Origin of the sequence: Nitrososphaera sp., assembly GCA_039938515.1 — an archaeon.
Lineage (GTDB): Archaea > Thermoproteota > Nitrososphaeria > Nitrososphaerales > Nitrososphaeraceae > Nitrososphaera.
Genome location: JBDUUL010000009.1, coordinates 67758 through 91717 on the forward strand (window position 1 = coordinate 67758; position 23960 = coordinate 91717).

General features: G+C 51.8%; 23 protein-coding genes and 1 tRNA gene. 10 read left to right on the top strand and 14 right to left on the bottom strand.

All coding sequences use genetic code 11. The features are described from left to right. Positions 1-94: 94 nt before the first annotated feature. Positions 95-700, bottom strand: coding sequence for a plastocyanin/azurin family copper-binding protein (locus tag ABI361_04795; GenBank protein MEO9319971.1), 606 nt, complete (start codon positions 698-700; stop codon positions 95-97). A gap of 172 nt (positions 701-872) precedes the next feature. Between ABI361_04795 and ABI361_04800 the strand changes: the two genes are divergently transcribed. After that, a complete protein-coding gene (locus tag ABI361_04800; protein MEO9319972.1) occupies positions 873-3323 on the top strand; it encodes an amino acid permease in 2451 nt (816 codons plus the stop codon). 483 nt (positions 3324-3806) lie between these two features. Here the strand turns inward: ABI361_04800 and ABI361_04805 are convergent, their stop codons facing one another. Further along, the gene (locus ABI361_04805) at positions 3807-4091 is read right to left on the bottom strand and encodes a hypothetical protein (GenBank protein MEO9319973.1); all 285 of its coding nucleotides are present in this window, start codon (positions 4089-4091) and stop codon (positions 3807-3809) included. A gap of 169 nt (positions 4092-4260) precedes the next feature. On the opposite strand from ABI361_04805, the gene ABI361_04810 reads away from it, so the two are divergent. After that, positions 4261-4334 (top strand) — tRNA-Gly (locus ABI361_04810). Between the two features lie 75 nt (positions 4335-4409). Here the strand turns inward: ABI361_04810 and ABI361_04815 are convergent. From ABI361_04815 to ABI361_04845, 7 genes are all read right to left on the bottom strand, one after another. Beyond that, positions 4410-5804: a hypothetical protein gene (locus ABI361_04815; protein ID MEO9319974.1), complete on the bottom strand. Its 1395-nt coding sequence runs from the start codon at positions 5802-5804 to the stop codon at positions 4410-4412. A 241-nt stretch (positions 5805-6045) separates the two neighbouring features. Then, positions 6046-6546 carry a hypothetical protein gene (locus ABI361_04820; protein MEO9319975.1) on the bottom strand — a complete coding sequence of 167 codons (501 nt, stop codon included), beginning with the start codon at positions 6544-6546 and terminating at the stop codon, positions 6046-6048. Between the two features lie 111 nt (positions 6547-6657). Beyond that, the gene (locus ABI361_04825) at positions 6658-7110 is read right to left on the bottom strand and encodes a hypothetical protein (GenBank protein MEO9319976.1); all 453 of its coding nucleotides are present in this window, start codon (positions 7108-7110) and stop codon (positions 6658-6660) included. A 70-nt stretch (positions 7111-7180) separates the two neighbouring features. Beyond that, positions 7181-7843 (bottom strand): hypothetical protein, encoded by a 663-nt coding sequence (locus ABI361_04830; GenBank protein ID MEO9319977.1) that lies wholly within the window; start codon positions 7841-7843, stop codon positions 7181-7183. Positions 7844-7964: 121 nt separating this feature from the next. Beyond that, positions 7965-8462 (bottom strand): hypothetical protein, encoded by a 498-nt coding sequence (locus tag ABI361_04835; GenBank protein ID MEO9319978.1) that lies wholly within the window; start codon positions 8460-8462, stop codon positions 7965-7967. A gap of 83 nt (positions 8463-8545) precedes the next feature. Continuing rightward, positions 8546-8884 carry a nascent polypeptide-associated complex protein gene (locus tag ABI361_04840; GenBank protein ID MEO9319979.1) on the bottom strand — a complete coding sequence of 113 codons (339 nt, stop codon included), beginning with the start codon at positions 8882-8884 and terminating at the stop codon, positions 8546-8548. Next, positions 8881-9384: a PUA domain-containing protein gene (locus ABI361_04845; GenBank protein MEO9319980.1), complete on the bottom strand. Its 504-nt coding sequence runs from the start codon at positions 9382-9384 to the stop codon at positions 8881-8883. Before ABI361_04845 ends, ABI361_04840 begins: the two co-directional genes overlap by 4 nt. Before the next feature lie 97 nt (positions 9385-9481). Between ABI361_04845 and ABI361_04850 the strand changes: the two genes are divergently transcribed. The 4 genes from ABI361_04850 to ABI361_04865 all read left to right on the top strand — a co-directional run bounded on the left by ABI361_04850 (position 9482) and on the right by ABI361_04865 (position 12869). Beyond that, complete coding sequence (locus ABI361_04850; GenBank protein ID MEO9319981.1) at positions 9482-10549, top strand: PhoU domain-containing protein; 1068 nt, start codon at positions 9482-9484, stop codon at positions 10547-10549. A gap of 31 nt (positions 10550-10580) precedes the next feature. After that, positions 10581-11024: a multiprotein bridging factor aMBF1 gene (locus ABI361_04855; GenBank protein MEO9319982.1), complete on the top strand. Its 444-nt coding sequence runs from the start codon at positions 10581-10583 to the stop codon at positions 11022-11024. Continuing rightward, a complete protein-coding gene (gene hflX, locus ABI361_04860; protein MEO9319983.1) occupies positions 11021-12166 on the top strand; it encodes a GTPase HflX in 1146 nt (381 codons plus the stop codon). The genes ABI361_04855 and hflX overlap by 4 nt, the downstream gene beginning before the upstream one ends. A gap of 145 nt (positions 12167-12311) precedes the next feature. Continuing rightward, positions 12312-12869: a tRNA (cytidine(56)-2'-O)-methyltransferase gene (locus ABI361_04865; protein ID MEO9319984.1), complete on the top strand. Its 558-nt coding sequence runs from the start codon at positions 12312-12314 to the stop codon at positions 12867-12869. A 160-nt stretch (positions 12870-13029) separates the two neighbouring features. Here ABI361_04865 and ABI361_04870 read toward each other — a convergent pair whose 3' ends face one another. Next, complete coding sequence (locus tag ABI361_04870) at positions 13030-13719, bottom strand: hypothetical protein (GenBank protein MEO9319985.1); 690 nt, start codon at positions 13717-13719, stop codon at positions 13030-13032. A gap of 136 nt (positions 13720-13855) precedes the next feature. On the opposite strand from ABI361_04870, the gene ABI361_04875 reads away from it, so the two are divergent. Together ABI361_04875 and ABI361_04880 are read left to right on the top strand one after the other, a co-directional pair. Next, the gene (locus tag ABI361_04875) at positions 13856-15757 is read left to right on the top strand and encodes an AMP-binding protein (GenBank protein ID MEO9319986.1); all 1902 of its coding nucleotides are present in this window, start codon (positions 13856-13858) and stop codon (positions 15755-15757) included. A gap of 71 nt (positions 15758-15828) precedes the next feature. Next, a complete protein-coding gene (locus ABI361_04880; GenBank protein ID MEO9319987.1) occupies positions 15829-18381 on the top strand; it encodes a M1 family aminopeptidase in 2553 nt (850 codons plus the stop codon). A gap of 49 nt (positions 18382-18430) precedes the next feature. Here ABI361_04880 and ABI361_04885 read toward each other — a convergent pair whose 3' ends face one another. From ABI361_04885 to ABI361_04895, 3 genes are read right to left on the bottom strand one after another with little or no spacing between them, the layout of a single operon-like run. Continuing rightward, a complete protein-coding gene (locus tag ABI361_04885; GenBank protein ID MEO9319988.1) occupies positions 18431-19351 on the bottom strand; it encodes a GNAT family N-acetyltransferase in 921 nt (306 codons plus the stop codon). Between the two features lie 7 nt (positions 19352-19358). After that, on the bottom strand, positions 19359-19892 hold the full coding sequence (locus ABI361_04890; protein ID MEO9319989.1) for a dCMP deaminase family protein: 534 nt from the start codon (positions 19890-19892) through the stop codon (positions 19359-19361). A gap of 48 nt (positions 19893-19940) precedes the next feature. After that, on the bottom strand, positions 19941-20099 hold the full coding sequence (locus ABI361_04895; GenBank protein MEO9319990.1) for a hypothetical protein: 159 nt from the start codon (positions 20097-20099) through the stop codon (positions 19941-19943). Positions 20100-20541: 442 nt separating this feature from the next. Between ABI361_04895 and polX the strand changes: the two genes are divergently transcribed. Then, positions 20542-22272, top strand: coding sequence for a DNA polymerase/3'-5' exonuclease PolX (gene polX / locus ABI361_04900; GenBank protein ID MEO9319991.1), 1731 nt, complete (start codon positions 20542-20544; stop codon positions 22270-22272). A gap of 27 nt (positions 22273-22299) precedes the next feature. Next, positions 22300-22857, top strand: coding sequence for a hypothetical protein (locus tag ABI361_04905; GenBank protein ID MEO9319992.1), 558 nt, complete (start codon positions 22300-22302; stop codon positions 22855-22857). Positions 22858-23175: 318 nt separating this feature from the next. On the opposite strand, the gene ABI361_04910 is transcribed toward ABI361_04905, so the two are convergent. Continuing rightward, the gene (locus tag ABI361_04910) at positions 23176-23916 is read right to left on the bottom strand and encodes an SDR family oxidoreductase (GenBank protein MEO9319993.1); all 741 of its coding nucleotides are present in this window, start codon (positions 23914-23916) and stop codon (positions 23176-23178) included. Positions 23917-23960 lie beyond the last annotated feature (44 nt).

The window sequence follows — 23960 nt, forward strand, 5'->3', positions numbered from 1 at the left end:
GTTCTTGCGCTATCGTCGATTCAGCAAGAAAATGCACCGCGCATCCTGATTGTGCTCAGTGATGAGCGATAGCGGGCCAGAAAAAAAGGATGGCCTAGCGCGCTGCAACCGCTATGCTTCTGAACCTGCTCACGGCAATGACTCCAGCAATTACGGCAATGCCGGCGGCCAAAGCAATTCCAGCCGTCGGAAACTCGGGAACTGCGCTAGTTCCGCTGGTGACCACTACTTTACCCACCATGGTAGGATGAACCTGGCAGAAGTATGGATAAACGCCGGGCGAACTGAATGTGTGGGTGAAGGTTGCTCCTTTTGTCTTCAACACATTAGGTCCTGTCAACCCAGAGTCAAACGCCTTTCCCATATTCGGATCTGAAGAGCCGTTGCCCGAGGTAACGGTGTGTAGAACTGTATCGTCATTTGTCCACTTCACTGTGCTGCCAATTGTGACGTTTACAGGGTTTGGTGAGTATGCTCGGTCACCGAGATTTTGAGCGTTAGGCACGATGGAGACGCCGACTGTAGAATTTCCGGCGGTCGGCTGCGCGCCTGTCAGATTGCCCGGCGCGCTCCCAGCAGTCACATTCGTAGCTGATGAATTTGATGAGGTCTGTTGTGCATTTGCAGCTGCAAAACTGAGTCCAATAAACAGCAGTAAAGCCGCGGATCCGGCTACAGAAAGCCTCCTAAGTTCTGGCATTTGCGAAACTAAAAAGCCGCGCATTGCATTTAACGGCCATTTGCGGCTTTACTAATAGAAACTACTAGTATTCTGCCAACGCACCTGCGTGCTTGCCCCCCATCATCGCCTTGTGTTCCCCGGTCGGTCAAAAACTCATTAATAACAGTCTCTGGGCACCAAAGTAACACGATTGGCATCGCCAGCCGACTTTTCCAGCTCATCATCACCAGAGCACGCGCATCAGAACCAGCTAGTCAGATCGCTCGGCCTTTTGGACATAATCATGGTCGGCATCGCTGCAATGATCGCGGGCGCGATTTTCATCCTTGTAGGCCCTGCCATAAACTTGGCAGGCGGCGCCGTAATTGTCGCCTTTGCGGTTAACGGCATAATTACCCTGTTCACTGCAATGGGCTACGCCGAGCTCGGTTCCGCTATGCCAGAGGCAGGTGGCGGATACCTTTGGGTGAGGGAGGGGCTGCCCAGGCCGAATGCGTTTATCAGCGGATGGATGGCATGGCTGGCACACATTGTTGCAGGCAGCCTGTATGCTGTTGGCTTTGCTTCGTTTCTCGTCAGCCTGCTCAAGATGCTAAACGTGATCTCGGCTTCGGACCAAATGCTATTTGGCATCATTCCGCTCGAAAAGCTATTGGCAGTTGGATGCATTGCTGCATTTACCTACATCAACATCAAAGGTACGTCAGAGACGGGAAAGACAGGCACAATTGTTACCCTCATTCAACTTGGTACTATAGGCATTCTTGTAATCGCCGGCTTTTGGAGCATGTACTTGCATCCAAACTGGAGCAGCAACTTTTCCGACTTTATGCCAAACGGGATCGGAGGCCTTGTTGCGGCTATGGGCCTGACCTTTATTGCATTTGAGGGCTATGAAATAATAGTTCAGACAGGCGAGGAAGTGAAGAACCCAAAGAAAAACATTCCAAGGGCGATATTCATTTCACTTGGGCTGGTCGTGACTCTATACAGCCTGGTTGCATTCGTCGTTATTGCGGGAATATTCCCACCTGGCCAGCCAGCTTGGAAGTTCGTGGGCCAGAACCAGGAGCTGGGCGTGATGAAAGCAGCCGAGTATTTGCTTCCTTATGGGGCATTTATTGTGCTTGCAGGAGGCATTGTGTCTAGCCTTGCAGGCCTCAACGCAACTACCTTTTCGTCCGCCCGCGTGGCGTTTGCCATGGGCAGGCACTATAACCTGCCCCACAGGCTCAGCTCAATCCACCCGAAGAACAAAACGCCCCACATTGCAATCGCGATTTCAGGCATTATCATGGCGATAATGGCGTATTCGCTTCCGCTTGACCAGATAGCCGTGGCTGCCAGCGTCCTTTTCCTACTGCTTTTTACCCAGGTAAACATCGCAGTCATTACTATTCGCAAGATTCATGGCGACAAACTAGACTACGGGTTCAAGACACCGTTCTTCCCTGTCGTACCAATAATAGGCGTATTTCTGAAGCTCGGACTCGCTCTGTACCTCCTCGTGACCCAGCCGCTCAGCTGGGGTATCGCCATACTATGGGTTCTTCTCGGATTTGTCATATATCGGGCATACACCTTCAAGCGCGAAATAGATCATTATGCCCCGCTGGTGACCACGGGCGGAGACATGGAACGGAAGCACTTTCGCATCTTGATCCCCTACACGCCAGAAAACCCCGACAGGCTGCTCAAATATGCCGTAAGGGTGGCGAAAGAAAATGACGGGGAAATTAACATCCTTCGCGTCATCACTGTTCCTACCCAGACGCCGCTTTCCGCGGGAGTCGCCTTTGCGGAAAGCGCAAAAAAATCTTTTCAGCCCCTGGACCGGCTCCTCGATAAGGAGGCCGTGCTAAACCACTATCTGGTCCGGGTATCTCACGACGCTACCGAAGCCGTCATTGCCACTATAGAGGAGCAGCGAATAGACCTGCTGATTATAGATTTTGAGTCGCTTCGTGCCAACAAGAAGCTGCAGACCCTCGTCACGTGCGACATAACTGCAATCCACACGACCGGCAGCGAAATGGACGATGTATTTCCCTCGACCGGCGCCGACCGGCAAGAACCCGCCGGACCGCAGCCAGAGGCCAGAAAGAAGAACCTGGTAATCGTGTATGATGGCGGAGCGCACTCTGAGGCGGCCATGAAAACTGCGAGCTGGCTTGAGCATTCTGGCAAGTTCAACGTCAATGTGCTGGCAATCACTGATAAGCAGACTCTCGAAAAGGAGGAAGATTTTCTCGCAGGCCGCTTAAGGCTCGACAAGCATGGAGGTTCAGTCACACCCAACCAACAGGGAGCCGGCGAACAAAATGCAGAGGATATTGCAAAAGACGTGGAGAAGCAAGAGTTTCTTGCGAACGTCGGCATCGAGTTTAACAGGATAATTCTTACAAATGAAACGGAGCGTAGCGCTGAACAATCAGCATATCTAATTCAATCAGCTGTCAACGCAGCGCAGCCTGACATCGTGGTGACCGGCGCAAGTATCAGGGCATTTAGTTTGTTTGACAATCAGCACTTTGCGCTTCTTGTAGGCAGGCTCAACTGCCCAGTGATAATAGCCAAACACTTCACGATACCCGGAGTAAACAAGGTGAGGACGGCTATTGCACGGTTCATGAGAAAGTAGCCACCTATTTTTGGGACTGCGACTGTGTGGGCAAGAAAACAGCGTGCAATCGCATTGCTTGCATATTCTATAACATTTCAATAAAACCGGCTACCCTAACACGCCACCGTCTCGCTTTAATAGCGATATCTCGCCCTACAAAAGGGATGCCTTCCCTTATAGAACTTTTTAACAATCAATCGGCGGAGAGCATGAACCGAGAATTTCTAATCTGCGATTCCTGTTTTTGGGCTGCCTCTTCGCTGAGCTTTCGACGGGCGGACGTTCTAGACTGTCCGCAATGCGAGAAGGTTTTATCACGGATTCCGCTCGGCCCGAAGGAATGTTTTACCTATAGCATTGACTCACAGCGCGGCGTCGAACTCGCTTTCGCCTAAGCGTGTGTTTCAGCGCGCAGCAAGACCAGAATTTTGAAGCAGACTTTTTGGATAATCAGGCGTCCACATTTTCAGGAAATACAAAATAATCGAGTCAGGCGGCCCTTTACCAGTTATACTGGGCGACCTTCTTTGGCTTTGTGAAATAGTCTTCTACTTCACTCAGTCTATCCAGAGAACCTTTTGACTTGCGGAGTTCTGAGAACGAGACGTCGCTGCGCACTTCTTTGAACATTAGCAGGGCCTGTTCCAAGGTCGCGCCATGCTTGATATCATATTCTATAAGCCTGCACATGTTTGCAAGGCTTCCGTATTTTTTATGGTTCCTCCTCTCCCACGCGGAAGCGTTCTCTGATAGACCAGTGACATATTTCACAATCGTCTTTTGCATATGCTCAATATGCCAGTCCCTCATTGGGAAATTATTATTCTGGACCAAAAATTATCAATATTATATACAATCGCCCCACTTATAAGCGGACTGCCTGTCTGTCTCGCTTTGTGGGTACTCACGCGACGTATTAATAGCTAGGTCCGTTTTGATAAGTCGAGGCCTACGAGCGGTCATGGTCTAGCTTGGTTATGACATGGGCTTCCCAAGCCTATAACCCGGGTTCAAATCCCGGTGACCGCATCCGGTATCGGAAGAAAGGTGTTATAAAAGAAAGGGGACTGCAGGTGGTTTCTTGTGGACCTGCAGAGGTAGAGTTTAGCTCAGGGGTACGTATTGGAAATACGCACTGTAGCTCTGCCCAAGTGTTGCTGCTCGTGGACGGTTTGTGCTGCCATCCTGCCAGTGGCTGAAGATCACGTTGTGTGCGTCACCGTGACAGTAATTGCAGTCGGCTGGATAGATTAGATAGTATGTCGCGGTTGGGTTGAGGCCGGTGAAGGAATAGCCATTTTCATCAGCGAACCCGCTGGCTACCACGTTTCCTGACGCATCCTCAAGGCTAAAGTACATCGCAGCTCCGGGCCCGGTACCTGCGCTGCACGTCAATGCAAAACAGGGTGCCCAGTAGCTGGAGGGGACGCGATGGGCATAGACAGTTATCGAGTCCGGACCTGCAGGCGATGGTCCTGTGCCATCTCCTCCAGAGCTCCCGCCGCCTCCCGTTCCCCCACTCCCACTGCCAGAACTTGAAGTCGAGTAGACTGCCGTAAGCGAAGTCGTGCCTGAGCCCAATGTTACAGTGTGGTCCCTTGTCGTAATTCCATCCGACCAGTGGCTAAAGTAGTAGCCACCATAGTCGCCGACGGTAACGTCGTAGCTTCCAGATGGCAGGTTGCTTGAGAGTGGCGTAAAGCCGGTAGAGACAGTGCTGCCGCCTTGACTGACTGCAGTCCAGTACCCTGCTAGCGAGTTGCCACCTGAATCAACCGAGCTTACTACAAGGTTTCCGCTTGAGCCTCCGCCGCCGGAGCCTGATTGAGATGTACTGTAGATGGCAGTGATAGAAGTAGTCGAGCTTGTTGCGGTCAGCGTCCTCTCCCTGGTTGTAGAACCGTCGGACCATTTCGCAAAGTATGCGTTAGTATAGTCTTGGGGAATGATAGTATAGCTTTGGCCCGCTGAAGTGGCGAATGAGGTTGGCGTGAAGCCAGTACTTATCGTAGCCCCGTTCTGCTCAAGTACAGTGTACATTCCGCTCAGTGTCGAACCGTCGGCGTATTCGCTGTTGACTGTCACCGATGAGCCCTGCGAACCGGTGGTCGATTGGGAGGTGTCATAGATAGCAGTTAGGACTACGGGACTGGCTGAAACGTTTACGGTGTGGTCCCTTGTCGTAATTCCATCCGACCAGTGGCTAAAGTAGTAGCCGCCATAGTCTGAAACAGAAACGTCGTAGCTTCCAGATGGCAGGCTCGCTGAAAGCGGTGTGAATCCTGACTGCTCGGTGGCTCCGTTCTGTGTTATTACGGTCCAGTAGCCGGTAATTGCGTTGCCCGAAGAATCTTGGGAGGTTACGGTAAGGTTTGAGGCTGCCGCCAGCGCGCCGTTAGGCAGTATGCCCGGGGCGAGTGCGATGCTTGCCAAAATCAGCACCAACATGGCAGCGTGATGCCTTGATCGCTTGTAGTTTGGTGTCTTGTTGCTGTTCACTTTTGTTAGAAAAAAATTTCGGATTTTTGTATTGGTCAAGTGCTGAATTGAAAAATTGCTTCTGAATATTTATCGGCTCGTCGCGCCTTCTAAGGTATCCCAAAAATAGAACAAAGGCTACGGCGCAAAATAAAAACAATCTAAGAAAAAAAAGTAGGCTGAAAAACAAGGCGTAAATTGGGACGAATGCTTTTTCATTCCAGCATCATACGACAGCAGTTTGCGCCGTATTGTGCGGCAGTTATCCTGCTTGGGTCACGTTTTGCTTTGCCAATTTTGTACATGTCGCAAGGTGCCTCTTTTCCTGCTTGAGAATAGAATTGACCGCAGCTGCAAATTTCTGGTCTTTAATCTTTGGAAGCAGCTTCGTTAACACTTCGTAATGGGTAACCTCCCCTCCTTCTGCGAGGCATAGAAATTCGAGTGCATCCTGTGTTTCCGGTTCTTCGCCAAGGTACGTCTCCATCATTGTGGTAGCCTTTTGCACGGTCTCCTCGGCAAACTCCTCTATGGATTCCATGTCGAGGTCCATTGACTCTACAACGCGCTGGACGGCTTGTTCCATCTTTTGCTCATGGCTGCCGGCCTGCTGCTTCATCTCATCCATTTTCGACCTGATTTCTTTGCTGTCCAGCAGCCCTCTTGATTCAAGTTCCTCCACTGCTTGCTGCGCGGCTCTTTCCAAACCAATACACTCGCCGATCTGCTCCTGAATTACTTCGTTTAGCTTTTCTTTTGACAATGAAGCCATGTTAGTAGGCGGGACAAAATTGGTATTAAAAGAAGCTAATCCGGCTACCGGACATTTCTAGCGATGCGAGCTGCCTGCTATCCGTACGACAGGAGAAGCACTTTACTTTTTTTGTTTGCCTGCCTTGCCCGATTTGCCCGCGGCGGCCTTCTGCTTCAGTGTTAAAATTATTCCTTCGACATCAGGTACAAGGTCCATAGCTCTCGCCAGGTCTCCCTTCTTGGCCCCGCGAAGGCTGAGCGAAAAGTCGAGCATGCGATTTGATATGATGTTTCTAAGCCTGTTAAACTCGTTCAACTTGTCATATTCCTCCTCCCCGAGCCGGGACATCGACCTCAGCGCCTCGAGAGAGTCTTTGAACCTTTTGTGAGCTGTCCTAGGTCTACCCGGGAGAGCCATCCGATAGTAAGCAGCGTTTAACTGCTGCTCAAAGTATTCATGGGCAATAAGAAGCGCCTCAAGCACCAATCCTTTATCATAGAGCGTCCTAGCATACTCGACGACGTTTCCGTCGAGCCCCAGCCTATGGCCTGCGTCGAATTCCTTGTAACTCACTTGCAGTTGAAGATGCAATGCGGCATCTTAATGTTAGTATCGGCAGAGGCGAGCGAGAAGGGAGCCGCGGCTAGTAGCTGGCAAAAGTCTCCCCCGTCCTGAACGCTATGTTTCGTGCCGAGGACCTGTCACGCATACCGCGCCTGTTGGCATCGATATTCTGGGGCAGAGATGTTCCGTGCTCATCCACGATTTCAATGTGAATATTGTGCCCGAATCGCTGCTTCAAATTCAGGGCGATTCTGCGCGCCATCTGCATGTCCCCGTCGCCGATACGCAGGACTTTTTTCTTCGAGTCAATTCCCTCAACCATGACAGAGACCTCATTTATGGCATCTACTGTTGAGGAAGACACCCAGCTGGCAATCTCTTGGTGAAGATAAATGACTGAAATGCCGATCCTGCTGCCGGGATCGACGCCGATAGTAAGCTGGTCGTTGAAGTAATAAGCATGGGTTCCGGCTATCCCTCTCAAAATCCGCGCTTTTGATACGGCCAATTCGTCCTGTTCAAGCTCGGTATCGAGGATAAACACCCCGTCCCATGCGCTTCCGTTCCGGCCACCCTTTGCGTCTTTGTTTTCCGCGATGAGCCGGGCTTCTGGCTCTGTCGTTATGATAACCCGGGCTGGCGACGAGGCAGCCTCGGAGGGCGACATGGATTCGTACCGGACATCCATCTGCCTCAGCGCGCGGGTGATATTGTAATAAGGCCTTCCAAGCAGGGTTGCCACCGCAACCTGATTAGAACCCTTAAACTGAGAAAGCTGCTCAATCAGGGGCGCTTTATCAACGCGTACAAGTGGTTGAAGTTTGCTTTTAAATATTATGGAAGGTGCAAAGCACCCGGGCGGTTTAGCCTATGACTTTTCCATCCGATGTGTAACGCTTTATCTTCTTGGGTTGCGGGGTGGTCGGTGATGCTTTTGCGCCCTGCGTCTCGCCCTTTGAGACACTCGGAGCGTCTTGTGGCGATTCGCCGATTACCGTCTTGACTATGCTGCTTACGGCCCTCTCAAAGCTGGAATCAATATTCTTTTTTATTTCGTTGAGGCCCCGTTCAGCCTGTTTTGTGATCTCTGCAGACTCAGCCTCGGCCTCAAGTCTTGCTTTCTCGACAATCTGTTTTGCCTCCTCAGTAGCTATGGAAGTTATCTGCTGTCGAAGCTGCTCGATCTGTTCGTTAGAACCAGCAATTATCTTTTTCTTCATTTCCTCCGCGCGCACGTACATTTTGTCGATATCAGTTTCAAGCGATGAGAGCGAAGCCACAATAGACTCTATTGAGGATGAGTCAGTGCCAGCTGTCTGAGAATAAGTAGAATTGGAGGATAGAGCCTTTTCTCTTGCCAAATCTAGACGAAAGCGGACCGACGGATATTTAAAGCAACGTCAGCTTGAACAGACTGACGCCTATACATGCAATCGCTGTCCACCTAGGTGGTGAGCGTCAGTATTGCCTGTGCCATATCGCCTTTGGACTCTGCCAATGCCTGGATAGCCTTTTCCCTAGTCGTACCGGCCTGCTGCATTACGAGCACGATATCCTCCTCCTTGAAAGTAGGCACCTCACGTTGTTTTTCCTCGATGCTCGTCGCAACCACCTGAAAGATAGTGCTGTCCTTGCCTTTCATTTCAAGCACTTGTGGCTTTATCAGGTAAAGCTCTTTTGTATCTGTCTTGATTATCACTTCCTCGACGTCCCCTAGGTCTTTCATTTCGAGACCCATCTTGTCTAGCATGCGCCTCATCTCGCGGTTGCCGCCACGCATCATATGCCTGTCCCCGATTGCTCCGTTCTACCTTTTATTCCTTCGCGGATTCTCACCGCGACTCCGCGCTGGTATGCCTTCATGCATCGCCCGTCAAGAAGCGAAACGCCCACCGCGATTACCCCTTTCCCAGAAGAGTCAAGAATGGCAACATCCGAGCCCACGCGGACGTTGGACCCGCAGCTAGTCACGTGCTTGCAAAATACCGACCGGCCTTCGCTTACAAATGGCACCGCATCTTCCAAAACATTGACACAGTTTTTCAAAAAATCCGCCGAGCCTATTAGCAGGGCCGCCCCGGACACAGTAATAGCGACTCCCCCGTCCGTCCTAAACGTACCAGCAAGGTTCTCCCCTACTTTGAAACTCTTCACCCTGCCGGTCTTTCTCGAGAACTCGAAGCTCACGGGTCTGCCATCCAGAACCTTAGAAACGCCGCTTCCGAAAATCGCGTCGAGGTGCATTGACAGCTTGTCCGTATAGTCCAGTGGGAGCGGCTTCACTTGTCCATGTGAGGGATGAGCTAAATAAATACAGTAGCAGAGATTAACTATATAGGCACAGGTTACACATATATAGAATTGGGCGATTCCCTGTATTGTGTCCGTTCAACCTGCAGACGGCGAGGAGCAAAACGGTGAGGAAACAAGAAAGCTGCAATATACAGGTGGTTCGTCGTACATCGTTTCTCTTCCAAAAAAATGGATCCAGGACTTGGGTCTGAAACAGGGCGACCATGTTGTAATTCTCAGACAGGGAAATTCCGTTCTTCAAATAGCGCCGGCGTCCAGGAGGATGGCACGGGAACAAAAGGAGGCGACCATCGAAGTTGCCAAGGATAACAACCCTTATTTCATTGCGCGCAAGCTGATAGCGCTTTATTTTCTGGGATTTAATGTGATTAACATTGTTCCAAGGGAGGACAGGCTTCTAGTCGACCAACGGGAGGTGATAAAGAACATTGTACGGCGAGTACTAATGGGAACTGAAATCATTGCTGATTCAGCCACCGGCATCACTCTACAGGTTCTTATCAATCTGCTAGACCTTTCTGTTGATGCGGCCTTTAAGAGAATGCTGCTTATCGCAAAGTCGATGTACCGCGACGCAATGGCATCGCTCAGAGAAAATAACGCAGAGCTCGCAGAAGAGGTGGTAAAATCCGACGACGAGGTTGACAGATTCAGTTTTTACATCGTCCGCCAGCTCAAGATTGCAATAAAGAATGAACACCTGCTAAAGGAGATTGGTCTTGAGGAGCCACGCAACTGCCTCGGCTACAGGCTTATTGCCAAGTCCGTTGAGCGGGTTGCAGACCATGCGGTGATCATAGCAAAGGACGTTATCGACATGCATCAGCCGCTTAACAAAGACACCGTCGAGAGGCTCGTCTCTATGAGCACTTTCGCCTTAGAGGTTCTTGACGACTCTTGCCTCTCAATGTTCAAGCGCGACTACGAGGCTGCCGACAGGGCCATTGAGAAATCTCGGCGCGTTGATGACATGGAAAAGGCGATACTCAAGTCCGCGGGCAAGCCGCGCGATGCAAACGAACTATATAGAATCAAGCTGATAACTGAGAACATCCGAAGGGTAGCAGAGTACGCAAGCGACATCGCTGAGATTGTCCTTAACATGACTGTGCAGCAGACGCTCAGAAAAGCCTAAATCCCGCAAAGTCAAGGTCTTCTTGCCCCCTTTGCCATCATGCGAACTCTGCGGCAAGCCTGCTCCGGATCAGAAAAAGATCGTAGTTGACCAGACGGTATTTACCGTCTGCACTTCTTGTTCCAAGAGGGGAAAGCCGTACGTTTCCCCGTCCGCACCACCAGCTTCGAAAAAAAGAAGGCCAGCGGGTTCGGCCCAGCAGCAAAACGCAAGGGCACGCGGGACAAGGATTACAATGTCTGATTCGACCGTTCTTTCTCCGGACTTTGCGAGGCGCATCCGAGAATCCAGAGAAAAGAAAGGTTTGAGCGTTGAGCAGCTTGGAATGCAAATGAATGAAAAGGCCGCATTCCTGAGGAAAATTGAATCCGGCGCACTCAAACCCGACGAGAGTTTTGCAGATAAACTTGAGCGCTTCTTGGGCATCAGGCTATACCTGAGCTCCTCTGAGATGGAAGAAGACTCTGATGATTGAAAGGAGACCCGCGGGGAATAACAATATCCGGCGAGATAAATAAGGCGTCTGCTCAAGACGGAAGGCGGACTGCGCTCCTCATTTCCTATCCCTTTCAGCAAGCCATAACAGAGGCCATATCGCTTGCACAGGCTGCGGGCTATTCTGTTGTCAAGGTAATCACCCAGAAAGAAATCAACAAGGCAAAATACGGGATCGGAAAAGGCAAGGCCGAAGAAGTCAAGAGGTTAATTGACGAAACGCATCCGGAGGTAATAATCCTAGACGAGGTTCTAAAGCCCCGGCAGGTATACAGTCTTGCCAGTCTGTGTCGCGTCGAAATTATTGACCGGGAAAAACTCATACTCGAGATTTTTGAGCGCCGGGCCAGCACGTCAGAGTCAAGGATTCAGACCAAGCTGGCGCAGCTAAGGTACGAATTGGCAAGAGCGAGGGACAAGGTCAGATTGGCCCGCGCCGGCGAGCAGCCTGGATTCTTTGGTCTGGGCAAGTACGAGGCGGACATTTACTACCTTGACATCCGCAGACGCGCAACCGCGCTGAAGAAAAAGCTCGAGAGGGAGGTGACACGGAGGAGTCTCTATAGAGAACAAAGGTCAAGGGCGCGGCTGAAATCCGTTTCGCTTGCTGGATACACCTCTGCAGGCAAGACCACGCTGTTTAACAGTCTTACAGGCGAGTCAAAGGCAACGGGGATGGGGCTCTTTACGACCCTGTCTACCTTTACCCGCGCAATTGAGCTGGATGGAGAGAAGGTTTTGGTTCACGATACCGTGGGCTTTGTGAGCAAGCTGCCTGCGTACATGATAGACGCGTTTAAATCCACTCTTGACGAGCTAAAGTATGCCGACATTGTCGTGCTCGTGCTCGACGTCAGCGAGCCGGCGGACGAAATCAAACGAAAGTTTGCAAGTTCGCTTGATGTGATTAATGAATTCGAGGTGCCAGACAGCAAGATAATTTATGTACTAAACAAGCTGGACCTTGTGTCAAAGGACGAAGCGGTTGAAAAGGCCAGGCTAGTCGGGTCGCTTGACGAAAGTCGGGTTATTTCGTTGTCAGCGTTAAATGGCCAGAACACCCTGGAGCTCCGAAAGGTGTTGGCTGAGTTACTTTTGCCGGAAAGGAGGCAGCCCGCCTAGCAGGCGCCCGTGAGGCTGTGCTGGATTTGAATAGGCTACTAGCATCTCAGATAGCAGACCGTGATGGGGTGTTTTCCTTGAAGGCCGCGCCCTGCAGGACTTTGCAGCAGCTACTCGATATGGTCGAAAGGAGGCGGCTCAGGGAATGAGTCGCCGCGTGTCAGTGCTCAGGATAGGCCACAGGCTGGTTCGGGACGACCGGGTTACCACCCACTCCGCCCTAGTGTCGCGGGCATTTGGAGCCGAAGCCATCTACATGACCGGAGTGGATATTTCTGTCAGACAGACGCTTGAATCCGTTGGCAAGAGGTGGGGAGGCCAGTTTAGAGTCGAGCTTATCAATGACTGGAAAGCGTTTGCAAGGCAGTGGAAGAATGAAGGAGGCAGGGTGGTTCACCTCACCATGTACGGAACGGCCCTGAGCAGCGGGATATCAAAGTTGAACTGCAAGTCTAACGCCGGCAGGAATGTCCTTGTCATTATCGGCGCCGAAAAAGTTCCGAGGGAGGCGTACGACCTGGCAGACTATAACATCTCTGTTGGCAACCAGCCCCACTCGGAGATAGCAGCCCTTGCCGTATTTCTTGACAGGTTGTTTTCCGGAGCAGAACTGAGCAAGAAATTTGGGGGCGCCGCTCTTCGGATCGTGCCCTCGCCGCGAGGCAAGAAGGTCAGGGAAGCCCCCCGCAAATCTATTAATTGACCGAGGCGAATCTGGAAGGTACGTGATGACACTAACCTGCGCCGATCGCCCATTCAGCGATATGAGGAAATGCACCTCGACTGACTTTAGTTCGAAAAGGTGCAAAATCTTTTTTTGATTTTGTCATCACGTGAATGTTTTTCAGCCCGTCAGCCTGCCCTCAGGCCCGCTGCCGCATTAGCTCGACAAGGGCCTTTGCAGGTTCTGACGGCCCGAGCAAGAGCGCCACAGCCAGCTCGCTTTTCTTCTTTGACGGATTAAATTCTACAATATTCAACCGTCCGTCGATTAAGAGCTCGAGATAGAGTGTCTTTCGAAGGATGCTGGCGTTTCGGATTACGAGCCTTTTGTTCTTCAGGCTGTCGGGGCTTGAGCTTTCCAGCATTGTTAAACGGCTGACCGCGTTGACAAAAGAGTCGAGAAGGGAAAAGAGCGGGTCGGGGATGGACCCGGTCGCATTGCCTTCTGGTTCCGGCAATACCGCCCACCTCACCTTGTTTTCCGATGCAGACGCCAGATCATCAAACCTCCTGACAAAATCGCCAAAGAGAGACTCTAGCGTTATGTCAACGACGTGATCGTCGGTCCTAACGAATTGTGTGGTGACTTTCTGGTCTGTGAATTCTATTCCCTGGTAGCGTACATACAGAAGGGGCTGGCCGTAATTCACAACGTACGCTTCGCAGCCCTTGATCTGGGAGACTATGCTCACAAAATACGCCCGGGAAGAAGAGTTTCGAACTGCTGCATTTAGTTTTGATAGAATCATCAGGCGCAGGAGGTCTTTGATGAAATCATCGGCATAGCGTGGATAATCCTCGAAATCGTACCGTACTTCCTCTACTACCAAAAGACCCCCTAGCCAAGCTTTTCTCGCAGCATGGATTTATTTTTTCTCGTGGTATTATGTTTGGCAGCAAGTCATCACTATTAGTCCTTAGTCACATAGATATCTGGCCAATGTTGCTTGCTTTCTGTATCGCTCAGTGAATAGCTCTGGTGCGACGACACAGGAGACCAATATCAAACGGTTCATGTCAAAGTACGGACTGCAGGATTTCAGGTCTCTTGTAAAGAAAGCAAATGAGGACATTTCATGGTACTGGGACGCGGTAAACGAGGACCTGAAACTGGAGTGGTTTGAAAAATATTCCAGGGTCTTTGATTCCTCGAGGGGAATCGAATGGACAAAGTGGTTCGTTGGGGGCAAGTGCAACATCGTGGCCAACTGCCTTGACCGGCACGCCAGAACGCAGCCTGAAAAAATTGCCTATGTATTTGAAGGAAATGGCAGCACACAAAAGATAACCTACCGGGAATTAGACCTTCAAGTGAGCCGGCTTGCTGCCGCTCTCATTGACTCTGGGGTCAAGAAAGGAGACGTGGTTGCGATTTACCTTCCCATGATCCCAGAAACCTTTTACGCAATTCTGGCATGCTCAAAAATAGGCGCGATACATTCTACTATTTTCTCGGGTTTTGGCTCACACGCGTTGCAGGCTAGACTGGCCGACTCGCGCGCAAGCGTATTGATTACCTCGGATACCATGTACAGGCACGGCAAGAAAATAGACCTAAAGGAACAGTGGACAAAGGCCACATCACCGTCCAACCTGGGTTCAAAGACTTTTGTCAGGACTATAATCGATGTAAAGGGGTCATCTGGCGGCAGCGTGGTGTCGTATGACGACTTTATCCGGATTGCCGGTCAAAGCCGCGCCGAAACTCGGGTCATGGATTCGGAGGATCCGCTGTTTATCCTGTATACGTCCGGCACGACCGGCCAGCCAAAGGGGACTCTCCAGGTTCACGGCGGCTACATGGTAGTCGCGGCGCAGCAGGCAAGTTATCTTGTCGATATGGGGCCTCAAGATGTGCTGTTTTGGTATGCCGACGTCGGATGGATTACCGGCCAGACATGGGTCGTCTACGGCAGCACAATCATAGGCGGCACCTCGGTGGTTTACGAAGAGGCGCTGAACTACCCAAACGACCGTGCGTGGCAGTCAATAATTTCCAAGCACGGCGTCAGCATTCTGGGAATGGCTCCAACTGCAATCAGGTTCTTTATGAGAAGCAAGACAGACCCAGACGCGTCAGCGTTGAAGTCTCTTCGGGTCTTGGCGACAACCGGCGAGCCTATCAACAAGGAAGCCTGGGACTGGTATAATGAAAAGGTCGGGCAAAGCAGGTGCCCCGTAATTAATCTGTCAGGGGGGACTGAGGCGGGAGGCGCAATCCTCAGTCCGCTTCCGGGGTCAGATATCCGGCCGTGCTCCGTCGGAGGACCTGTACCGGGATTCGATGCGCGCATTTACGACGATGCGGGAAGGCCGGCACAAAATGGACGGCTCGTAATTGCAAAGCCATGGCCTTCCATGACGCGCGGGCTTGTCAACAGCGCCCAGAGGTTTCTTGAAACATACTGGTCGCGATACCATGGGTCGTGGGACCACGGGGACCTAGTGTTTGTCGATGAGACAGGCCTTTGGTACATTGCTGGAAGAAGCGATGACGTAATCAAGGTGTCAGGCCATAGGCTGTCCAATGCAGAGATAGAAGCGGCAGCGATGGCTCACCCGGAAGTTGCCGAAGCCGCAGCCGTGGGTGACCATGACAGCATCAGGGGAGAAAGAATAGTCCTGTGTGTTATCACGAGGCACGGCGCTGAGATCGGGCCGCGCCTCAGAGAGGAGATATCCAGGACGGTTGAGGACAAAATTGGCAAGTTCGCCAGTCCTGACGAAATTCGGTTTGTAATGGATTTGCCAAGGACGCGGACTGGAAAACTGATAAGAAGGCTGATAAAGGCTCGAATTTCCGGCAGCGAAATAACCGAAGGAGATCTAGCGCTTGTCGAAAATCCGAGCTCGGTCAGCGGCATCTGACTCGGCCTGTTTGCAGAACTTCAAGCGTGAGAACCTTTATTTTAATCGTCGAGACCGACTCTGGAATATAGATGAAGCGGCAGATAGACGGCACCAGTCGCAATGCTGACGACAGTTCTCCATCCAAGAAATTCGAGCTGGCAGGCAGTGTGCCTCATTACCCACCATCGCTCGATTTTACTATAACGCACATGTCACTCAGGGTAGTTCCAGATTTTGCTACCAAAACGATACGCTGTACAGAGCAACTGCAAGTCAAGTGTATTTCACTGGACAACAGTCCCAACACGATAGAGCTTGACGCGGCGGAACTTGACGTTTCATCCATCACGGTCGGGAACACTTCTTGCTCATTCAAGGTCATTGGCGACAAGGTCTTAGTCAGTCTGGTACAACCTGCGAGGCATGGGGACATCATTGGTCTTACAATCAGTTACAGTGCAAAGCCTAGAAAAGGCTTCTATTTTGTCTCTGCGGATGAAAAGTATCCCAACAAGAGAACCGAAGCGTGGACCCAGGGCGAGACCACCGAGTCAAAATACTGGTTTGCATGTATCGACCATCCGCTTGTAAAATTCACTTCAGACATTTCGGTAATTGTTCCCCCTGAATATACGGTAATATCAAACGGAAGTCTCAAAGAAAGACAGCAGCTGACAGCCGACGGACAGCCGGCAGTCGCCCATGTCTGGTCGGAGGGCAGGCCTCATCCTGCCTATCTTACTTCTGTCGTCATCGGCAAGTATGCCGAGATTACCGGCGGCAGGGGGCTCTACTACTATGTGCCAGGGGAATTCAGCGACGATGCGATGCGCTCGTTTGAGCGGACGCCGGAAATGCTGAAATTCTTTGAAGATTATTTTGGCGTAAAGTATCCGTATGAAAAATACTCTCAAGTCACGGTGCAGGACTTTGTTTACGGCGGGATGGAGAACTCTAGCTGCACTACGCTTACTACGGACACCCTGCATGACCAGAAAGCGCACGTCGACTTTACGAGCGACCACCTTGTGTCTCACGAACTTGCCCACCAGTGGTTCGGGGATTTGGTGACCTGCAGGGACTGGTCAAGTATTTGGTTAAACGAAGGATTTGCAACCTACTGCGAGGCCCTGTACTGGGAAGCAAGCAGGGGCACGGACGAGTTTCTCTACTACGTAATGCAGACCGCAGACGATTATTTCGAGGAGGCATCAACCAGGTACGTCCGGCCTATTGTGACAAAGACCTTCAAGCACCCCGACGACCTGTTTGACAGGCACACCTACGAGAAAGCAGGAGTCGTGCTCCACATGCTTCGCAACACCGTGGGAGATCTGGCATTTCGAAAATCCGTCGGAGCTTATCTTGACCGTTTCGGCGACTGCACTGCCGAAACTTTTGACCTGAGGAGGACGTTTGAGCTCGAAACTGGCAGGAGTCTGGAGCAGTTCTTCGACCAGTGGCTGTACAAGGCAGGGCACCCACAGCTCAAGGTGCAGATTTCAATAGAGGGACAAAATACCCTCAGGGTCAAGGTTGAGCAGACACAGGCTGAGGCGCCATTCGTGTTTTCCCTTGAGGTAAATGTGATTCAGTCGCAGGCAGGTCAGATTGGCAAGGCGAACCAGAAGCTCTTTGTCCTTCGCATCGAGGAGAAGGAGACGGCTTTTCAACTTCCGCTGGATTCTGCAGGCATAGAGTGGGTGTCAATCGATCCGGAATTCAAGGTACTAAAGACAATATCGATAAAGGCTCCAAAGGAGCTCCTTGTAAACCAGCTAAAAGGGGGCCGGACTGTCATCGAGCGGATTGAAGCAGCGAGAGCGCTTGCCGGCGAGCCGGCTGATTCAGTAATCGAGGCGCTCAAGGCCGCGGCCTCTGGCGATAAATTCTGGGGCGTGGCTGCAGAAGCCGCAAAGGCGCTTGGAAGCACCAAGACCCAAGGGTCGTATGCAGCCCTCCGTGACTGCGTCGGAAAGGTAATGCATCCCAAAGTGAGAAGAGCTGTAGTAAAAGCGATAGGCGAGTTCAGGAAACAAGAATCGTTTGAGGAGCTGGCTGCGCTTCTAGAACGCGGCGATTCGAGTTATTTTGTTGAATCTGAAGCGGCCCTGGCGCTTGGGAAGTCCCGAGACCGGCGTGCCCCTCCACTCCTAATCAAAGCCTTGGAGACGCGATCGTTTCAGAATATTGTCGCCCAAGGGGCGATAAACGGCCTGAAGGAATTTGGCGAGAACAAAGAGATAGCAGACCTGCTAGTATCAAAGAGCGAGTATGGCAACCACCACAGGGTGAGGGAGGCCGCAACGTTTGCGCTCGGTCGCTTTGCCGAGGCAAATACCAGCGTTTTCTTGCAGTTGGTTAACCTGCTCACCGACAGGTGGTTCCGTGTCAGGATAAATGCGTGCAGGGCACTTGCAGAAGCTGGGCTGGTCAAGGCGATACCAGAGCTTGCGGCAGTGTCTGAACGAGATCCTGATCAGAGAGTGCGGAGAGTGGCAGAGGAGTGCATACTTGTGATAAGAGAGTCCAGCAAAAGGCCCGCGGCTTTGGAGCATATCAGCGATGACCTGGACAGGCTTAAGTCGAAGAATCTTGAGTTGATGCAGAAATTGGACAGGCTTGAGCGCGAGATGCGCTAGAATCTAGGGGCATATGCCCGACGGCAATGCATTAACGATTGCCGCCGGTTCAACGCTCGGGCCTGCTGCGTGAGCGCTTTGCGGACGGCCGGTCCTGCTCCGCGTCCGATTCGATTTTCTTGCGGTAGAGGACAAAGGATTCTGACTCGGTCATTTCAAATTGGCGCACGGCAGCGGCCAGGCTCTGGTGGCAGATTACGTGCAGCCGTCGAAAGCCTCCCAGCATGTAGAGGTTTGTGGCAAAGGTGAGCAGTTCAGCGAGTGATTCTGACGATGAAGAGTCGAGATATACCACCTGTAGCAAGTCCTTGCGGTCCCAGTACCCCTCTGTGTTCAATACCGCCATGCCTGTTATGGGCCTACCGGTGACCAAAAGACGCTTCCTGTCCACAAATGACCGCAATGCCCTCTTGTCCAGCTGATACCACCTCCACGTGTCCATGTACCGGCCTCCGGAAGCTCGGAATAACTGAGAAGCTGAGAGGTAATTGAGAACATCGTCGAGATCCTGCACAGTCGCCAGGCGGGCTTCGGATTTTTTTCTCGCAATTTGTCTGTCCGTTGCAAGGTACGCCCAATCTGAAACGGCCTGAAAGCCGCATTTCTCCATCATTCTCTGGGAGGCAAAGTTTTTTGATGCGACTATTCCAAGAGCTTCCGACGCTCCTCGTTTTCGTCCAAACTCGAGCATCGCGTCGATGAGCGCGCTGGCCACTCCGAGTTTTCTATGGTCCTGCCTGACCCTGACGCCCTCTACCCAGACGCTCTCCTTGTAGGGGCAAAGCGCAGCGTGTCCGACTGCAATGGACCCTGAACTCTGGGAGTCGGCAATAAACAGCCGTCCCTTCCTGTCCTTCATCCAGATGTCCCATGCGACATCTATATAGTCGCCCCAGCTAAACGTGTCTGTGCAAAACTGCAGGATTGGCTGCCTGTCGGAGTCTTGCGCCGTGCGGACAGTAGTCTTCAAATGGCGTTCATCCTTTCCCGGACTGGCTGGCGAGTGCGCGCGGGTCCTGAGCCATTAACGCAAGCCAGGGGTTTAGAAGCTCAGGGTCTGCTTTTACGAGCTTGACGCCGGCTTCATGGAGCAGCCTTGTTCCATCCTCGGGATAGTCGGCAAGCACCACAATTCTGGAAATCCCGACGCTTATCGCCATCTTGCTGCACTCGATGCACGGCGCAAAAGTCGAATAGAGGGTCGAGCCCTTTGTACTTCCGGCATTTCCAAACAGCGCGCACTGCATTATGGCGTTGGCCTCGGCATGGGTGCATAGACACCGATCGAGACCTTCGCCGGACTTTACCTCTCCCCTCATTCTCTCCTGGCAGCGCGGACAGCCGCCTTCGAAGCAATTCCGGATTCCCGGCGGCGTCCCATTGTAACCTGTCGCTATCTGGCGATTATCCTTCACGATAACGGCGCCAATATGCCTAGTAATGCAATTTGAGCGCAGCTTGGCAATCTCTGCCTGCAGGAGAAAGTATGTATCCCAGTCCGGCCGCAGCACCTGCTGCTGTGGCGCCATTCGGTATAAAAAATCTAGCCCCGGAACAGGCTAGCGCGATTGTGACTTTGCCCTCCGCAGCCTTCGCTCGTCCTGCGCCACCCTGAAAAAGAACAGTGCCGAGACGGCCGCTAATCCAACCGTGCCCAGTGCGAGTATGGCATCGCCTGGCAGCGCAAGCAGCTGCGCGAGAGCAGGCACTATCTCCACCGCTTTTCAGCCCGCCATAGGCGATGAAATGAAGCCATGATTACAACTGTCGTGGCAGCATTGATTAGCAATGCTTTGAATGGCTTGTTAAAGATAGGGACATTGTGCTCTGAAACTGAACCGCGCTGTATTTGTCAGCAGCGTTTTAGAGTAATCAAAACTGTTTATGATATAGCAAAACCGCGTTTTATCAACGGTAAAATCCGATTCAAATCAGAGTTATCCTGCAAGGCAATAACATGGGAGATGGATTTCGATCGGCATTTCCAACTCCATTTCCCATGTTATTTATGTAAGCGTTAAGCCAATTTCACGTTATACAAATATCGGACGGCTCAGAGCTAGAAAGCAATCATCATCACCGTCGCGTTGTAACAGTGCTTTAAAGTTGGTATTGCTTCCAGATAAACGTTAAGTGAGTCGGATTCAATCTAAAACTGCCTTGAAAAATTCAGAGATTGGCGGCGCTCTCAGAAACCTTGGCTTTTACGCTGAAACCGAGGACGGGGCCAATTCCCAGTTCAAAGCCCGTGCTTATTACAGGGCGGCAGACGTCGTGGATGCTCTCCACCAAAGACTTGACGAGGTTTATGCAGAAAAAGGAGTCGAAGGCTTGCTAGAAATCCCCTCGATAGGCAAGGCGATTGCCGGCAAGATTGAAGAAATGATAAACACCGGCGCTATCAGGAATCTTGAGGAAGCAAGGGCCAGACTCCCGGTCGACGTGGAGCAATTCCGCTCTGTAGAGGGCCTTGGGCCAAAGACGGTCAAGCTCCTGTATGAAAAACTCGGGGTAAGGAACCTGGGTGATCTGGAAAAGGCTGCCAGCGATGGCAAATTGCAAGGCGTCGCCGGCTTTACGCCAAAGAGGATAAAGGAAATGCAAGCTCGTATTTCATATTACAGGCAAGGAAGTAGGAGGAGGCTGCTAGGCGAGGTCTACCCCCTTGCCAAGCAAATTGAGAAGAGGCTGGGCGGTCTGCCGGGGGTCCAAGAGGCCATTACCGCCGGCTCGGTCCGGAGGATGAAGGAAACCGTGGGCGATATTGATTTTCTGGTATGCACACCGGAACATAATTCAGAACGCGTAATGGAGTCCTTTGTCACAATGCCAGAAGTGGACGAGGTAATGGCGCGGGGGCAATCCAAGTCGTTCGTCAGACTTGCAGGCAAAATAGACGCGGATCTGCTAGTTGTCCCGCCAGAGAGTTGGGGTTCTGCTCTCCAGTACTTTACCGGCAGCAAGGAACACTCGGTGCACGTCAGGAGAATTGCCACCGAGAAAGGCCTCAGGCTCAACGAATGGGGACTTTACAGGGATTCCCTGCGGGTTGCGGGCGCATCTGAGGCTGAGGTCTATCGAGCGCTTGGGATGGACTGGATTCCGCCGGAGCTCAGGGAAGACTCTGGCGAAATCGAACTGGCGCTCTCGGGAGGCCTGCCTCAGCTCGTGCAGTATGGCAGCATACAGGGCGATCTGCAGGTTCACAGCGAGAGCACGGATGGCACCGCAAGCATCGAGGAGATGGCGCGTGCTGGCAGAGAGTTTGGCCTAAAGTACATCGCGATAACTGATCACACAAAGAGCCTGGCGCTGACCGGGGGCCTTGACGAGGAGGAGCTTTTGGACCAGGCCGAGCGGATTTGGGCCATGAAGGACAGGATTGAGGGAATCGAGGTTCTGGCGTCAGCAGAGGTCAACATCATGAAGGACGGTTCTCTTGACATAGCAGACAGCGTTCTTGACAGGCTGGATATTGTAGGGGCCGCGATTCACTCAAACTTTGCCCTTCCGATCGAAGACCAGACAAAGAGGATCGTCAGCGCGATTAGAAATCCGAGTGTTGATATTATTTTCCACCCGACAGGCAGGCGAATAAACAAGCGTGAAGGATATCCTGTCGACATCCAGAGGATTGTATCTGAAGCCAAGGAAACGGGGACCGTACTTGAAGTGGATGCGCACTATGACAGGCTTGACCTGAGGGACGAGCATGTGAGGATGGCTGTAGAGCAGGGAGTGAAACTCTCGATTGACTCTGACGCCCATCATCCAATCCACTATTCCTACCTCATGCTAGGCGTTGGCCAGGCGCGGAGGGGATGGGCCAAGGCCTCCGACGTGATAAACACTGCCACCTCAGCCAAGCAAGTTCTTAAGGCTTTAAAGTAATATAGAACATCAAGAATAGCTAGACCGTTGCGGACTTCACTGGAGAAAGACGAGCGACGCACCAGGAAGGTCTTTCTTGGAGTCTTTTACTTTTGCGCCTTCATGATGGCGTCAATTACCCTTTATGCGATTTATGTCAGCCTGGGGGAGTACCTCCACAGCGGCAAGGTCATTATCGGCCAGGTTCTCGTAGACACAGAGTTTCCTGTCCACGGGGTCGCAAAACTGGTGACATACCTGATGGTAGTAACCGTTCTGGGCTGGTATTGCGTGGTAAAACTTGGTGCTGAAAAGGCGAAACAAATCCCAAAGTGGATCAAGTCCATCCTTCAGCTGATAGTCCTTTCCATTGCCATAGTGTCGCTTTATGAGTTTATCTACAATTTTTCGATTTGGAATTCGCTAATAACAGCCGATGCGCTCAGGGGCGTGCTCAGGTTTGATCAGATAATTGTAAACTACCCCGACCCCCTGACCCCGTGGAACCTAGTTTTTGCCACCAAGATGTCGCTTTCGGCATTTCTAATCTCGGCGCACGGCTTTTACACCATGAGCAGACCGGAAAAGCAGGTTGCGGAGTTTTGAACTGCAGTTTCGAACTCTCCGGACCTACATTGTGTTAACATTTTTTAATGATAACAGTATCTAGAATGCGTGACATCGAAAAACAAAAATTCAGAATACTTGTCCGCTCGCGATGCGAGCCTACTCCGTGATTATGAAACAATTTCAAAAATGACCGATTATTTCAGACAGCCTAACAACGAAGAACTACTGAATTTTATTGAAGCGCACGCACGGGACCCTCACGCGGAAATAATGGGCTACAGGGAGAAAGACCAGCAAGAAAGAGAAAAGGGGCAATCGCTTAACGAATGCGATTGTCGCTGATGGGCGCGGGTCTTACCTTTCCTGCGAGGTTGGCCTGACAAGCACCTCGTTAATGTTGACGTGTGGAGGTGATTCAACGGCGTAGAGTATGGCGTTTGCGATGTCGGATGCCTGCAATGCCTCCATTTTCTTGGTCGAGGCAACAAAGGATTCAAGCGATTTGTCCGTTATGGTATTGGTCAGCTCTGTCGCAACGACACCGGGTTCGATGCACGTCACACGGACGTTCGAGCGCTGGCTGAGCTCCTGCCTCAACCCTTCACTGAGAGCTGTCACTGCATGTTTTGTAGCGCAGTAGACTCCCCCTGCAGGAAATACGATTCTTCCTGCCACCGATGAAATGTTGACTATATGACCGGACTTTTTCTCAAGCATGTGCGGCAGAACAGCTGCGGTGCAGTACAGGACGCCCTTTACGTTCACATCGATCATCTGGTCCCACTCCTCGACCTTGAGGCTCTTGAAGAAGCTGAGCGGCATCAACCCCGCGTTGTTTACCAGAATATCAATTGAAGCCCACCTGCCAAGAGCAGCGGCTGCAAACGCCTGGCAGTCTTTTCTGTCTGTAACGTCAAGCCGCTGGATGAGTATTTCTCCCCCCGCCGATGTAACGCCGGCCTTGAGCTCCTCAAGCCGTTCGACGCGGCGTGCTCCGGCAACTATTCTTGCGCCGGCTCTCGCCAAAGCCATGGCAGTCGCGTGGCCGATGCCGCTGCTTGCGCCCGTCACGAGGGCGACCTTTCCTTTTATCATCTACTGGGCAGACTCGTTTGCGCAATGTAATATTTGTATGGTTT